Origin of the sequence: Paraburkholderia sp. CNPSo 3272 (assembly GCF_024206495.1) — a bacterium.
Taxonomy (GTDB): Bacteria; Pseudomonadota; Gammaproteobacteria; order Burkholderiales; family Burkholderiaceae; genus Paraburkholderia.
Genome location: NZ_JAMBPQ010000021.1, coordinates 1 through 12,941 on the forward strand (window position 1 = coordinate 1; position 12,941 = coordinate 12,941).

At 59.9% G+C, this 12,941-nt stretch carries 16 protein-coding genes; 3 read left to right on the forward strand and 13 right to left on the reverse strand.

Annotated features, from left to right (window positions below):
• The 5 genes from M3I53_RS23385 to M3I53_RS23405 form a co-directional block, all read right to left on the reverse strand.
• Positions 1-937, reverse strand: a 937-nt coding sequence (locus M3I53_RS23385; protein WP_254318214.1) for a DUF2235 domain-containing protein, incomplete at its 3' end; no start/stop codon positions are given.
• A gap of 2 nt (positions 938-939) precedes the next feature.
• Positions 940-1,416, reverse strand: coding sequence for a DUF3304 domain-containing protein (locus M3I53_RS23390; RefSeq protein ID WP_254318341.1), 477 nt, complete (start codon positions 1,414-1,416; stop codon positions 940-942).
• Between the two features lie 114 nt (positions 1,417-1,530).
• Complete coding sequence (locus tag M3I53_RS23395) at positions 1,531-1,707, reverse strand: hypothetical protein (protein WP_254318215.1); 177 nt, start codon at positions 1,705-1,707, stop codon at positions 1,531-1,533.
• 655 nt (positions 1,708-2,362) lie between these two features.
• Positions 2,363-2,869: a hypothetical protein gene (locus M3I53_RS23400; protein ID WP_254318216.1), complete on the reverse strand. Its 507-nt coding sequence runs from the start codon at positions 2,867-2,869 to the stop codon at positions 2,363-2,365.
• A gap of 352 nt (positions 2,870-3,221) precedes the next feature.
• Positions 3,222-3,485, reverse strand: a complete 264-nt coding sequence (locus M3I53_RS23405) for a DUF3304 domain-containing protein (RefSeq protein ID WP_254318342.1) — start codon at positions 3,483-3,485, stop codon at positions 3,222-3,224.
• On the opposite strand from M3I53_RS23405, the gene M3I53_RS23410 reads away from it, so the two are divergent.
• Positions 3,399-3,776, forward strand: coding sequence for a hypothetical protein (locus M3I53_RS23410; RefSeq protein WP_254318347.1), 378 nt, complete (start codon positions 3,399-3,401; stop codon positions 3,774-3,776). The genes M3I53_RS23405 and M3I53_RS23410 overlap by 87 nt on opposite strands.
• Before the next feature lie 14 nt (positions 3,777-3,790).
• Here the strand turns inward: M3I53_RS23410 and M3I53_RS23415 are convergent, their stop codons facing one another.
• The 5 genes from M3I53_RS23415 to M3I53_RS23435 form a co-directional block, all read right to left on the reverse strand.
• Positions 3,791-3,952 carry a hypothetical protein gene (locus tag M3I53_RS23415; RefSeq protein ID WP_254318217.1) on the reverse strand — a complete coding sequence of 54 codons (162 nt, stop codon included), beginning with the start codon at positions 3,950-3,952 and terminating at the stop codon, positions 3,791-3,793.
• A 614-nt stretch (positions 3,953-4,566) separates the two neighbouring features.
• Positions 4,567-5,874: a DUF4123 domain-containing protein gene (locus tag M3I53_RS23420; protein WP_254318218.1), complete on the reverse strand. Its 1,308-nt coding sequence runs from the start codon at positions 5,872-5,874 to the stop codon at positions 4,567-4,569.
• Positions 5,875-5,924: 50 nt separating this feature from the next.
• Positions 5,925-8,276, reverse strand: coding sequence for a type VI secretion system Vgr family protein (locus M3I53_RS23425; RefSeq protein ID WP_254318219.1), 2,352 nt, complete (start codon positions 8,274-8,276; stop codon positions 5,925-5,927).
• 966 nt (positions 8,277-9,242) lie between these two features.
• Entirely contained in the window at positions 9,243-10,016 is a 774-nt protein-coding gene (locus M3I53_RS23430) for a PP2C family protein-serine/threonine phosphatase (protein WP_375542572.1), read from the reverse strand.
• A 14-nt stretch (positions 10,017-10,030) separates the two neighbouring features.
• Positions 10,031-10,324, reverse strand: coding sequence for a hypothetical protein (locus tag M3I53_RS23435; RefSeq protein WP_254318221.1), 294 nt, complete (start codon positions 10,322-10,324; stop codon positions 10,031-10,033).
• Positions 10,325-10,801: 477 nt separating this feature from the next.
• Between M3I53_RS23435 and M3I53_RS23440 the strand changes: the two genes are divergently transcribed.
• Together M3I53_RS23440 and M3I53_RS23445 are read left to right on the forward strand one after the other, a co-directional pair.
• Positions 10,802-11,269: a lecithin retinol acyltransferase family protein gene (locus tag M3I53_RS23440; RefSeq protein ID WP_254318223.1), complete on the forward strand. Its 468-nt coding sequence runs from the start codon at positions 10,802-10,804 to the stop codon at positions 11,267-11,269.
• Positions 11,270-11,322: 53 nt separating this feature from the next.
• Complete coding sequence (locus tag M3I53_RS23445; protein ID WP_028204751.1) at positions 11,323-11,565, forward strand: hypothetical protein; 243 nt, start codon at positions 11,323-11,325, stop codon at positions 11,563-11,565.
• Positions 11,566-11,567: 2 nt separating this feature from the next.
• Here M3I53_RS23445 and M3I53_RS23450 read toward each other — a convergent pair whose 3' ends face one another.
• From M3I53_RS23450 to M3I53_RS23460, 3 genes are all read right to left on the reverse strand, one after another.
• Positions 11,568-11,783: a hypothetical protein gene (locus tag M3I53_RS23450; protein WP_254318225.1), complete on the reverse strand. Its 216-nt coding sequence runs from the start codon at positions 11,781-11,783 to the stop codon at positions 11,568-11,570.
• Positions 11,784-11,909: 126 nt separating this feature from the next.
• Entirely contained in the window at positions 11,910-12,182 is a 273-nt protein-coding gene (locus M3I53_RS23455; protein ID WP_254318226.1) for a hypothetical protein, read from the reverse strand.
• Between the two features lie 96 nt (positions 12,183-12,278).
• The gene (locus tag M3I53_RS23460; protein ID WP_069262244.1) at positions 12,279-12,551 is read right to left on the reverse strand and encodes a hypothetical protein; all 273 of its coding nucleotides are present in this window, start codon (positions 12,549-12,551) and stop codon (positions 12,279-12,281) included.
• Positions 12,552-12,941 lie beyond the last annotated feature (390 nt).

A 12,941-nucleotide genomic window follows, 5' to 3' on the forward strand; every position in this document is an offset into this window, starting at 1 on the left:
TGACGTCGTCGTCATATTCGAAAAGGGCGAACACGTCCTTCTCGGCGAGCTTTGGTGCGGTGAACGGCACGCCGCTTATTGCTGCCTCAAGGCGCATGCGGTTCAGCGCTATGCGGGCGAGCAGGTCGGAGCGGGCCTGTTCCTCGGGCCGATAGCCGCCGCCCACATCGGAATGCACGCCCGGCAATACGATTTCTTCGTAGAATGCCTGCGTGCCGCGCACGGGCGTCACGGGAAAGCAGGCACGCAGCTCGTGGCCGGCGACGAAGTGCACGCACCGCTCCACCTGCTCGGGCACCAGCATGCGCATGTCGGAAAGGTTATGGGCCGGTAGCCCCACCGACTCCACCGTATCGAACACCCCGAGAAAGCGGAAATGCAGCGGTGCGGACTGGCCGTCCACCGCCGTCGGACACGGCCAGTGCGGCACGCCGTCTTTCAGCGTGCACTTCTTCAGCAGCCGGTTCACGAACGCCCGGGCGAGTGTGGCACCGCGCGAAAAACCGAACACCGCAATGTCGATGCGACTAACCTTGTGATTGTTCGCCAAGCTTTCAACAAGTTCTTTCTCGGCCTTCGCCAAACGCACGTCGCCACCCAATCCGATACCACCACCCAGCATTTCGCTGTCGCGGATCTTTTCCCACCAGCTCGGATCACTGGCATCGAGCGGCGTGCCGACACCAGGATAGTATAATCGGTTGATAAGTGGTGCTTCGCTTTCGTCAACATGCCCCGCGAACAAACGGGCAATGTTGGACAGTTTCTGCTTTGGTTCGTCGATCCGGCGATTGTTTTCCGTGCCGTCGAAGAAGAAGCTGAACCACGGCTGCTGCTCGCAGGTGGTGCAGATCATGAATTCTTCCGCATGCAGCTGCGTGGCGGTTTTCATCGACTGCAAAAAGTGCATCGGATTGTCAGTTATCCAGTCCTGCATCGTTATTCTCCTATGTGGCGCATCACGCGCTGCCCCGAAAACAGTTTATCGACGCGTGGACTCGGCAAGCCGCTTTCCCCGCGGTCCGGTATTAACTCAGCTTCTAGCTGATGGTCGTCAAAAAATCGAACCATCAAGATGTTGTAGGAGTCTTTTTTCTTTGGCATCGCGCCAATGACCACGACATCCTTGCTGTACGTCTTCCACTCTGACCTAGCTTCCTGACGCCCACCGATGCGCCACACCACCTTGATCGTCTGCCCGACTCCTGGGATCAGTGAGCAGCATTCACGTCCGCCTTTGCCCCCTCGCGAAAACTCCGAAACCTGAATACCTCCCATTCCAGTGTCTTTCCCTGAAGCCGTTTGAATCCAGAATTCGTGGATGTAGTCCTCGGTATAGTTCGCACTCCATGCCGATGCATCCACGTAGACACTTGGCTGAACGACGGCGCACCCGGTCAGCGTGCTCAACAACACTATGAAGAACCCACATATCACGCGTCTCATTGCTCACCCTTCGTTCGGTTCATCGTCTACCGCCACCACGCCGTCGTAACGCCTTCTCTATTGACTCGCGACAACTTCCAAGGACTACTTTCTCAGCGGCAAGTCAAGATCTCGATTATTTCTCGTGCCATCGAAGAAAAAACTGAACCACGGCTGCTGCTCGCACGTGGTGCAGGTCATGAATTCTTCCGCATGCAGCTGCGTGGCGTTATTCATCGACTGCGAAAAATGCATCGGATTGTCGATTATCCAGTCCTGCATCGTTATTCTCCCATCTGGCGCATCACGCGCCGCCCCGAAAACAGTTTGTCGACGCGAGGACTTGCCGAACCGCCCGGTTCCCCTCGGTCCGGTATTAACTCTGCTTCTACGTCATGGTCGTGAAAGAATCGGACCATCAAGATGTTGTAGGAATCTTTCTTCGTTGGCATCGCGCCAGTGACCACGACGTCCCTGCTATACGTCTCCCACTCTGACCTGGTTTCTTGCCGCCCTCCAATGCGCCACACCACCCTGATCGTTTCCCGACGCCTGGAATTCGCGAACAGCATTCGGAGGATCCCGTTCCCCCCTAGAGAATTCCTTGACCTGAATACCACTCAGCAGCGGATTCTTCCCGGACGTTGTTTCAAGGTGGAACTCAGGAATATAGTCCTCGGTGTAGTTCGCACTCCATGCTGATGCATCGACATATCCGCCTGACTGGCTAAGGGCGCACCCGCCCGCGCCAAATACCATCACCAGGAACGCGCCTACCATCCATCTCATTGTCTGCCTCGCTTTTTTTCGATTGCGGTTACCACGGTAGCAGTTCGCACGAGGTGCAGGTCATGGATTCTTCTGCATAGCAGTTGCGTGGCAGTCTTCATCGACGGCAAAAAGTTCATCGGTTTGGCGGTTATCCAGTCACGCATTTTCATTCTCCCATTTGTCGCATGACTCGACGCCCATAAAACAATTGATCCACTCGGGGACTTGGCTTGCCATCGGGCTCTGCTGATTCAGAAACGAATTCGGCCTCGATATTGTGGCCGGGAAAGAAACGTACAATCAAAAAATTCATCGCGTCAGGCGCGCTCGACGTCGCACCCGCGATTGCTACGTCTTTGCTGTACGTCTTCCACTCTGACCTGGTTTCTTGCCGCCCCCCAATGCGCCACACCACCCTGATCGTTTTCCCGACGCCTGGAATTGGCGAGCAGCATTCGGAAGAGCCCGTTCCCCCCCTAGAGAATTCCTTGACCTGAATACCATTCAGCAGCAGATTCTTTCCGGACGTTGTTTCAAGGTGGAACTCAGGAATATAGTCCTCGGTGTAGTTCGCACTCCATGCCGATGCATCGACATATCCGCCTGACTGGCCAAGGGCGCACCCGCCCGCGCCAAATATCATCACCAGGAACGCGCCTACCATCCATCTCATTGTCTGCCTCGCTTTTTTTTCGATTGCGGTTACCACGGTAGCAGTTCGCACGAGGTGCAGGTCATGGATTCTTCTGCATGCTGCTGCGTGGCAGTCTTCATCGACCGCAAAAAGTGCATCGGGTTATCGGTTATCCAGTCCTGCACTTTCATTCTCCCATTTGTCGCATGACTCGACGCCCATAAAACAATTGATCCACTCGGGGACTTGGCTTGCCATCGGGCTCTGCTGATTCAGAAACGAATTCGGCCTCGATATTGTGGCCAGGAAAGAAACGTACAATCAAAAAATTCATCGCGTCAGGCACGCTCGACGTCGCACCCGCGACTGCCACGTCTTTGCTGTACGTCTTCTACTCTGACCTGGTTTCTTGCCGCCCCCCAACGCGCCACACCACCCTGATCGTCTGACCGACTCCTGGGATCAGTGCGCAGCATTCACGTCCCCCTTTGCCGCCTCGCGAAAACTCCGAAACCTGAATACCCCCCATTCCAGTGTCTTTCCCTGAAGCCGTTTGAATCCAGAAGTCATGGATATAGTCTTCGGTATAGTTCGCTCCCCACGCCGACGCATCGACGTAGCCACTCGGCTGACCGACGGCGCACCCGGTCAGCATGATCAACAACGGTACGAAGAATCCACATATCACGCGTCTCATTGCTCACCTTTCGTTCGGTTCATCGACTACTGCCACCACGCTGTCGTAACGCCTTCTCTATTGACTCGCGACAACTTCCAAGGATTACTTTCTCAGCGGCAAGTCAAGATCTCGATTATTTCCCGCGCCATCGAAGAAAAAACTGAACCACGGCTGCTGCTCGCAGGTCGTGCAGGTCATGAACTCTTCTGCGTGCAGTTCCGTGGCGGTTTTCATTCCCTGAAGGAAATGCTGTGGATCGTCGGTTAGCCAGTCCTGCATAGTTACTCTCCCATCTGACGCATTACGCGCACGCCGTAATACAGCTTGTCGACGCGAGGACTTGCCGATTCACCAGCTTCCCCACGGTCCGATATCAGCTCCACTTCGACCTGGTGATTCGGAAAGAATCTGGTCATCAGAATGTTGAAGGCACCCTTCTTCATTGGCATGCTTCCCTTCACCACCACGTCGCGGCTATATGTCTTCCCCAGCCGCGCCTCTTCATCACGCCTTCCTGCTCGCCATACCACTTTGACCGTCTGTCCTACACCAGGAACTTGCGCACAACATTCACTTCCACCCGTCCCGCCTTGCGAGAATCCCGCGAACCTTGGCGCCCCCTGCTCCCGTATTTTTGCCGGTTGCCGTCTGGATCGAGTAATCGTAGATATAGTCCTCAGTGTAGTTCGCGCTCCACGCCGACACATCGACGTAGCCACTCGGCAGGGCCGCAGCACAAGCGGTTACCACACCAAACACCGCAGCCAAAAATACACGCGCTGCGTATCTTAGGAACCTCTTCACTCGTAGACGGCGAACACATCTAACACCACTCCAAAGAACAGGCGAGCTCATTTTCATTGTCTGGTTCTCCTTTTGTCCTGCATCTGTCGTACGTCCATGATCGGGGCGCGCTACTTCCAACACTCGTAGTCCGGGTTCGAAAGAAGTGCCATTTGGCAGGCGATTACGACACACCCGCTGAGCGGGAGCGTGAAGAGCACGACAAGGATGTATTGAGTGACGAGTTTCAACCTGCCTCTGTTCTTTCCCACTATCAAGATCGCACCTGCAGCTTCAGTTCATCAGCATGCATGCTCACGTAGATTCGCCAGTTGCGCGCAAACCTCACGACCGCCACTCCCTCACCATCGGCGCGGGGCAGGTCCCCAGTCACCACAACCTCATCCGATGACGCCCCCGTTGGCCCGATCCACTTCACAGTGACAGCGGTGCCCGGAACCGGCACCCGCGCGGATGCGATCCCGATCGCCGTAGCCTCAAAACCTCTAGCGTCAACGTCGCCCAGCATCGCGCTGCCCGGATAGCTTTCACCGGATGACAGCAGTTCGATCTTTCGCCTGGGGATATCGGTGTCGTTCAAGATTTGGACGCGCACGAACGTGTAACCGCGTTCCATCAGGCTTGCATGGTATTCCTGCGCAGCGGCTTCCGCGGCTCGCAGGCGGGCCGCCTCGCCCACCTCTCGCCAGACAGTGTCGCCCACCGCCATGTAGGCATCGATCAGCGTCTGCCTGCTTTTCTGCAAGCGCGTGAGGACAGCCTGCAGCGCAGGATGCTCATCGTACCGTCGTCCATACAGCAGGCCCGTTGCGGCATACACGCCCTGATCGACCTTGCCGGTCAGGCCATATCCGAATGCACGCCCGACGAATGGCGTGATCCGCTGCAATTGCTCATTGGCGTCAAGCGTGTTGTCGAGCACATCGGGACGCGCGCGTTGAAGCCATGCCAGCACCTGGGCGGGGGCGCCAACGCGGTAAATTTCTTCTTCCACATTTTCTGGGACGGGAAAAACATCCCACGCCGTGGGGATCGGCAGATTCTCGCCGGGCAGTTCGACCAGCGCGCCATGGAAATCCAGACACCACCATGCGACGCACGGGCCAAACATGTACCGATGGGAGTCTTCAGGCAGCGTCCGATACAGCACCGGCAGGTAAGCCGGCTGATGAAAGAAGAACCACGATTCCTGGCCGTCCGATTCAAGCCGTGCGTGCAGCAGTGTCTGCAAGTGGTCGACGAGTGGTTCAACCTCATGCGTGACCCACAACCACGACACAAGCCGGCTATCGCGCCTGGCCAGCCCCAGAAGCACGCGGATCAGGCGCAACGGTTCAACGCCTTCCGGCTCGGGGCATGGGACCAACACGGGGCCCGTCTCCGCCAGGTTGTCGAGACCGATGTTAGCGTACAGTGATACGCGCGGCATCGTCTCAATGATGTCGGACAAGGCATACTGCCTGTTATCCGGTATCGCGGCGATATCGATCAGCGCATAGAGTTGCAGACGCGGATGAATCGCTTTGTACGCGGCGTACTGGGTTCGAAAACGTTCCAGCACAGGTTCAATTTCTCTAAGTGGCATACCGGATCAAGTCGGTGGCAACAGAATTACATGCGAGCGAAAGGCATACCGGCGCGACTCGCGCGCTGCGCACATTCCGTCTCAGCGGGTACGGGCAACACAGGCAGGTCGGCAGGGAGGCTCGCTGGTCCCTGCCGGCTGAAGGCGGCCGATTTGATCTTCCGGTTACCCTGCGTGCCATCTTCAATGCCTGTGGGCGAAATCCGGACATAGGACCCGCCGCATTTGAGGAGAAGCTCGCTTTTCGCTTCAATTGTGACTCGACCATTGGCACTGGTCATCCACATGTCCTTGTCCGACGTCAGGTGCATCTCATCGCTCTGAGCCTGAACCTCGACCTTGCCGCGCGCGGCATAGAGTTTCAGCCCAAGCTTGCGCGCGAAAATTGACACGAGCTCACCGGCTGCGACCGTAAAGCGCTTCAATACGCCGATATCGGCGTTCCCACCAGCGGTCGCAATCAGATGGTTGTCTGCGGTCAGCTGGAGATCCGTCCCGGAAGCGAGTCCCATCCCGTCAGGTGCGCTCACAAGAACGCCCGCGCTCTTCAGGTCCTTGAGCGTTCCATCGAGCAGCTCGCGCTGACGTTCGTAGTCTGCTGCCACCGCTTGCGCCGCGATCGCAGCCTGACCGAGTGCCTGCATCTGCTGAAGGGCCTGCTCAAGTAATGCCTGAGCGGGTTGCATGTCCAGTTGCGTACCCTGCGCATCAGGTTGAGCGTGCGCCGAGATCAGGACGCCTTTAGCTCCTCGCACTGCGACGTGCTCGTCCGTACGCAACTCCGCACCTTTTCCCCGCTCCTTGTGATTGCCGTCGACCATATGCCCAAGGTTGAGCTCGCTGGTCTGAAACGGCGTCGTCAGGTGAATATGCTCGACGCCTTCCTTGTCCTCCATGCGCATTTCATTCTGGGCAGCCGTGCGGATGAGATTGCGCGTATTGTTCAAGTTGTTGACGAGATCGGGATGCAGGCTGTCATGCATCGCACCGATCATGATGGGGCGGTTTGGATCCGCGGCCGTAAATTCGAGCGCCACCTCGGCGGAATCGATCAACGGGAAGTGGTGACCGTAGTTGTCGCCGCTGTAGGGCTTGGCAAACCGCACCGGCCGGCTTGTGCCACCCGGGCTCCACTCGTCGAGATCGAACGGCAGCTTGATGACGTACCAGCCTTCTTCCGTCAGATAGGCATATTTGTAATTCCCGGGTGACGTAATCCGGGCCGGCAGGACGCCCCTGATTTCCGGTTTCGGGATCGTGTCCATGGATGTTCGCCAGACCCGATCCGAAGGAATCCCCTCGAACGTCACGCGGTACGACTTGTTGCGCCCACCGTGCGAGCGTACCGACGTGATGAAGATCCCGTGTTTCGCTTCGACCTGAACCGGGTCGACCAGCACGACCTCGCCGGCTTCCAGCCAGAACGGATTGCCCGTGCCGATGAACGTCACCTGGCCCGCGAGGTGAGCCTCGTGCCGCAGACGGGCAATACGCCGGCCTCCCTCCGGCGTCTCGTAGTGCTCCCCCCAGTGATAGTCGACAGCGTTAGTGGTCTTGTCCCCGCGTGCCGTGTTCTCCTCGACCAGCAGCGAGACGTCGGCCTGGCGATGGTTGTAGTCATGCAGGCGCACGGATTGCGGCACGCGCCGGGTGCGCCGCCGCAGCGACTTGATCGAGTCGGCACCCACGCTCTCGAGGCCCGAATCACGACGATACGGCACCGTACGCTGCTTGCGCGCGTACGCATCCAGATCGTCGCCGAACACCATCACCGCGTAATCCTTTTTCTGCTCCCAGCGAAACCAGATGCCTTCTTCCGCACAGATGCGCTGGATAAACGCGAACGTCGTCTCGTGATACTGGGTGATGTACTCGTGCCGCCTGTACTGGCCGCCGCGCAGGTTGAACCTGAAGTCGACACCCGCGCGATAACCATAGTGCCGCAGCGTGTCGGTAATGATCTCTTCGACCGACTGCTTCTGGAATAGCCGGCTCGTCCTGCCCCGGTTGAGGTCCGCCATCGCAGGCTCGAGCCTGACGCGGTAACGCGTCTCGTCGGCGGAGGTCTCGAGTTCGTCAAACTTCGTGATGATGCCGTGGACGGTCTGTGCGGGCGGCTTCTTGCTAAATTTTTCAGCGTTCTCGCCAAACATGCGCTGCAGGTGACCCATGTTCGGGTCGACCGGATCGATGATGAACCGGGCCGGACGCCCAAGCACCTGATCCATCGAAATGCCCGCTATCGGGCTTGTGAATTCAATCTCGTACTCGTAGAGCTGGCTGATCCGGTCAAGGCCAGCGAACCTCACGATCGAGAACGGCGCCGGATGCGGCGCCAGCTTCAATTCATAAGCCTGTAACGGCATGAGCCACGACATCGAAAACCTCCCGGATACGCAAAACGCAAAAGCACCGCCGGAGCACCCACGGGTACCCCGGCGGCTCGCACAGAAAACGTCAGATCAGCGCCGAGTTCACCCCTTGGCCTTCGGCATCTGCGACACGAGCGACAGGCCGATTTCCATGCCTTCCACCTGGAAGTGCGGGATGATGAAGAGGTTGATGCGGAAGAAGTGCTTCCGCGATGGTTCGTTTCACAGCATTCATGCGCTCTCTCTAGCTCTCATTGCGAGGAAGTCGTTGGGATGCAAGAGTTACACTGAACGGAGCCGGCCAGCAATGCTCAATCGCCCGATCCTTGCGCGGGCTCGCATGAACAGTCAGATAAATCGTCAAGGATTGCCAGGTACAAGGCGCTGTCATTCCGGTCGGAAAGACCACCGCTGCCGCAGGTCTATTGCCCGGACTGATCTACCCGGAAGCGCCACCTCACACGGCGACAGACGTGGACAGGCGCGCGTCAGGCGCCTCGCAACGGGCTCGTGCCGATCTTCACGAACTGACGCCCGGGCGCTTCGCGATCTTCTCGTGCGTCCGGCCGGCCGCTGCTCTCCGATGGTGCGGAGGGCGCCGTGGGCTTTGTCTCGTGGGCGTCGTTCGGCGCCTTCGTTTTTTTTGCTACGGCTCAGCGATTCGCCACCGCGCCTGCGCCGAAACGTCGCGCCGCTCGCGCCGCGCCGCACTTGGCGGGTTCTGTGCGAACCGTTCGCCGGTTCGCACGTCGTCCGCGCGAGCCGGACGGACGTCTGGTTGCCTGGGAACTTGCAAAGTGCAGGGAGCTTCTCGGCGTCATGACCGCGGCAAAGGAAGGAAGTGCCGCCCCCCACAGGGTCAACGCTGGGCGTACCGACGCGGAACAAGGAAAGGCCAAAAACCAAAAAGCAAAAAGCAAAAAGCAAAAAGCAAAAATCAAAAAGAAAAAGCAAAAAAGAAAAAAACCAAAACTAGCGCCCCACCGCAGGATTAACCAGCGTCCGATCCGACGCAACAGTATCATCCACCTTCACCACGACAGCGGTAATGTTATCCCGCCCCCCGGCCTGCAAGGCCATCTCGACGAGCACATCAGTGGCATGCTGACAATCCCCGGCCTCGAGCGCCCGCACCATCTCGGGCGCTTGCACTTCATTGCTCAGGCCGTCACTGCACAGCAAAAAGAAGTCTCCGTCGCGCACGACGATGCGGCCTTCGTCCAGATCAAGCCAGTCTGCCGCGCCGACGGCTCGTGTTATCAAATGCTGTGATGGATGGTGGCGCGCCGCTTCGGCGCTCAAATGCCCCTGCGCCTGTAGCTCCGCCACGTAACTATGGTCAGTCGTGAGAGCTTCGAGCTGCGCGTCGCGGTACAGATAGATGCGGCTGTCGCCCGCCCATAACCATGCAAACTCGCGCCCCTTCGCCATCAGCACGGCAACGGTGCTACCTATCATGCGAACCCCGCGTCGCGCCGCTTCTTCGCGCAACTGGTGGTTCACCGTCTGCAGCGTGCCGCGCGCCGTAGCCGAGAAACTGCTGAGCGCGTTGGGCACGACAAGCGCCCCGAGCGCGCGCACGATCATGCCGCTGGCCAGATCGCCCGCCGTGTGCCCGCCCATGCCGTCGGCCACTGCCCACAAGCCCCGCTGGGGCTGATCGAGACATGCGTCCTCATTGAGCGCCCGCACACGGCCTACGTCCGTGCGCGATGCCGAGCTCCATAGCAATCCGCCTGTCACGATCGAGCCTCCATAGGCTACGCGACGAGTCCGTTATTCCTGCCGTTCTGGCCCACATTTACCGCAACGTTCGAGTTCGACGCCGAATTGGTCACGTCGAGTGTCTGATTCTGATTGACGACCTGATTTGCGTAAAACGTGTTGTTGGTCTGGTAGAGGTTGATGATCGGTCCGAGCGGCGAAGGCTGCGCGGGCTCGTAAGGCTGTATCCAGCCGAATACCCACGGCGCGCCTGCGCCCCGGATAAACGACATGGCCTTGCGGTCGAGATCGCATTGCAGATGAAGGTCGGTGATGGCGAGCGAGGTCATGACAGGTCTCCGTCAAGATGGTTGGCTGCGGGCGCGCGGCGTTCCGACCATACCGTGCAAGCAGCATGCCATTCTTCGGCGAAACGCGGCGCTCGAGCGCCATCTCGCTGTTACGCATGCCCCATATGACATCGCACTCGCGGAGCGCGTTCCGGGAGGGCCCGCGTCTCGTGCCGCCGCCGCGCAATGGTCGTGCGCTCGCCAACACGTGGGTTGCACGTCGTCATCAGGACTCCGACACATACACCGTCGCGCTTCGTCAACCGTTGTTGTGGCGAACTGGTGGCTCGGCGGCGACACAATCGAAGCACCCGAGTTGGCGCCCTCCCGACACACGGGCGCCTCCAGCGCTTAAGTCCTCCCGCTACGGCTTATTGCACCGTGTCCGGACGCATGGCATAGCTGATGCAGGTAGTTGGCAACCGGCAAACCGTTGAGCAGCAGCGGAAGCCGGCAACCAGCCCGACGGATGCAGCCATGAGCCCCGACCTCCAACCGACGTTGCACGCAGACGAACCGCCGCTCGGCGCGCATCTCGTGTCGCGTCGCGCGGGCTACAGCCATCACGGTATCTACGTCGGCGGTGGGCGCGTCGTCCACTATGCCGGCTTGTGCGTGTCGTTGCATCGCGGTCCGATCGAAGAGGTCGCGCTCGAACGTTTTGCGGCCGGCTACGAAGTCGCCGTCGTCGCGCATCCGTGCGCGGCGTTCGTGGGCCGCGAAGCCGTGGCGCGTGCACGCTCGCGTCTCGGCGAAGACCGCTACCGCCTGCTGAGCAACAACTGCGAACACTTCTGCACCTGGTGCGTGGACGGCAAGGGCCGCAGCGACCAGGTGCGCACCTGCATTGCGCATCCGCTGGCCGGCTTGCGCGTGGTGCGCGCGCTGGTTCACGCGCGCCGCGCGCAGGCCAGCCGCGACGCGTACGCCGCGCACGCGGTGTGAACGCCGTATCGAGACCATTACGACGCGCCTCGCCACTTGCATCGGAGACCATCATGAATTCCGCCGAAACCTCGCTACGCACCCTCGTCGACAAGTGGCTCGCACCGAACGCGCGCGTGCCGGCCCGCGTGGTGCGTTTCAGCCGCACACAGGAGCAGCGGCTGCGCTATGTCTGCGTAGAAGCGGTGCATCCCGCGCGCACGATTGCAATCTTCTTCTTCCGTCACGACGACGGCACGTGGTGCGTATTTCCGCCTGCCAGCACGCGCCCGGCAATGACTGCGCGCGCTGCGTGAATTCAACGCAGCAGCGTCGGGCGGGGCCGCGCCGTAGGGATGGTTCCCGGCCCTCGCTGGGCGGGCGAGCCTTCGATCTCCACGCGTACGCCGATAAATGGCCGCGGCACGAGTAGCGTGCGCTGTGAGGCGACGCGGGCGCCGCCCACGATCGCTGCCATTGCCTCCCTGTCCAGTTCCACGCTTTCTGTAAGGTCCTTGATGACGATAATGCTCATGGTCTGCTCCACGAGAGCGGATTGGGCTTACGGGTTTCGTTTGAGTATAGGCGGTGGCGCGTGGCGCACGTAAGCAAGCAGGCGGCGCCTCGCGGCGCCGTCTGCATGGTCCCTTCGCGGCCGCGGCTAGAAAGTCACGCCGGTGTTCGCGTATTGAGTAGGATTGACCTTGAGATTCAGCGGCCCGAAGCCGGCGCCGATATAACCGATATTGTTGAGCGCAGCGACGTCGACCACCTGAACCTGAGAGATGTTCTGCACGATGTTCGGCGAAACGGTGATATTCGCAATCGGGCCGTAGCCACCGTAGGAGCTGCCGTTGCCGCCGCGTACGGCTGTCATGGTGCGGCGGTCGAGTGCCGTTCCGGGAGCCAGCTCGCGGATAACGAGGGAACTCATGATGAGCCTCCAGTTGCTGATGTATTGGGCGGATGGACCCGGGCGGGCGCGGCACGCGCATGAACGCAGCGTGCGGCCGCGCCGCCGGCGGGACGATCAGAAGTTGATCGTGTTGTGGGCCGTCTGCACCGGGTTGACCGTCGCGTGGATGTTCTGCGCGAAGGCGACGTCGTTGCCCACGTTGTTCTCGATGGTGTTCGTCTGGCCGATCAACTGCTGGGCGGTGAAGTTCGTCGTGTCGTACTTGAACGACGGCGCCGGGTAGTAGCCGGGCCAGAGGCTCAGGCCGCCGCCGCCGCGAACGGCGCTCATTGCTTTGCGGTCGAGTTCTTGCGCGACGCTCAGGTCGGCGATCATCAGCTTGCTCATGACAGTTCTCCAGGAGGGCAGTATGGGGTAGTTGGTGATTGAGCTGCAGTATCTTGCGGCTCGCTCCTCTTGATGCACAGGGTGTGCCAGCGGCATCCCGCGCACGCCACAAACCGCTCGACGCCCCTGCGACGGGGCTTTGCGGCAAGCCGACGGGTGGGTGCGGGACAGCCTGCAGTGCTCGCGCGCAAAAACGCTGATGGGGCGACCCCAACAGCGCGCGGCGCGGCCGTTGGATTCGTGGCAACACGTGCGTGTCATAGGCCAGGCTCAGGCACCGATTGCACTGGGCGTTGCCGCAGATTAATCTCTCATCAGACCTTGTTGTACGGTTGCAAGCGCGTGCGCCGGCTAAGATCCACGGTGCGCGCAGATGCGGCGGCCAGTCTG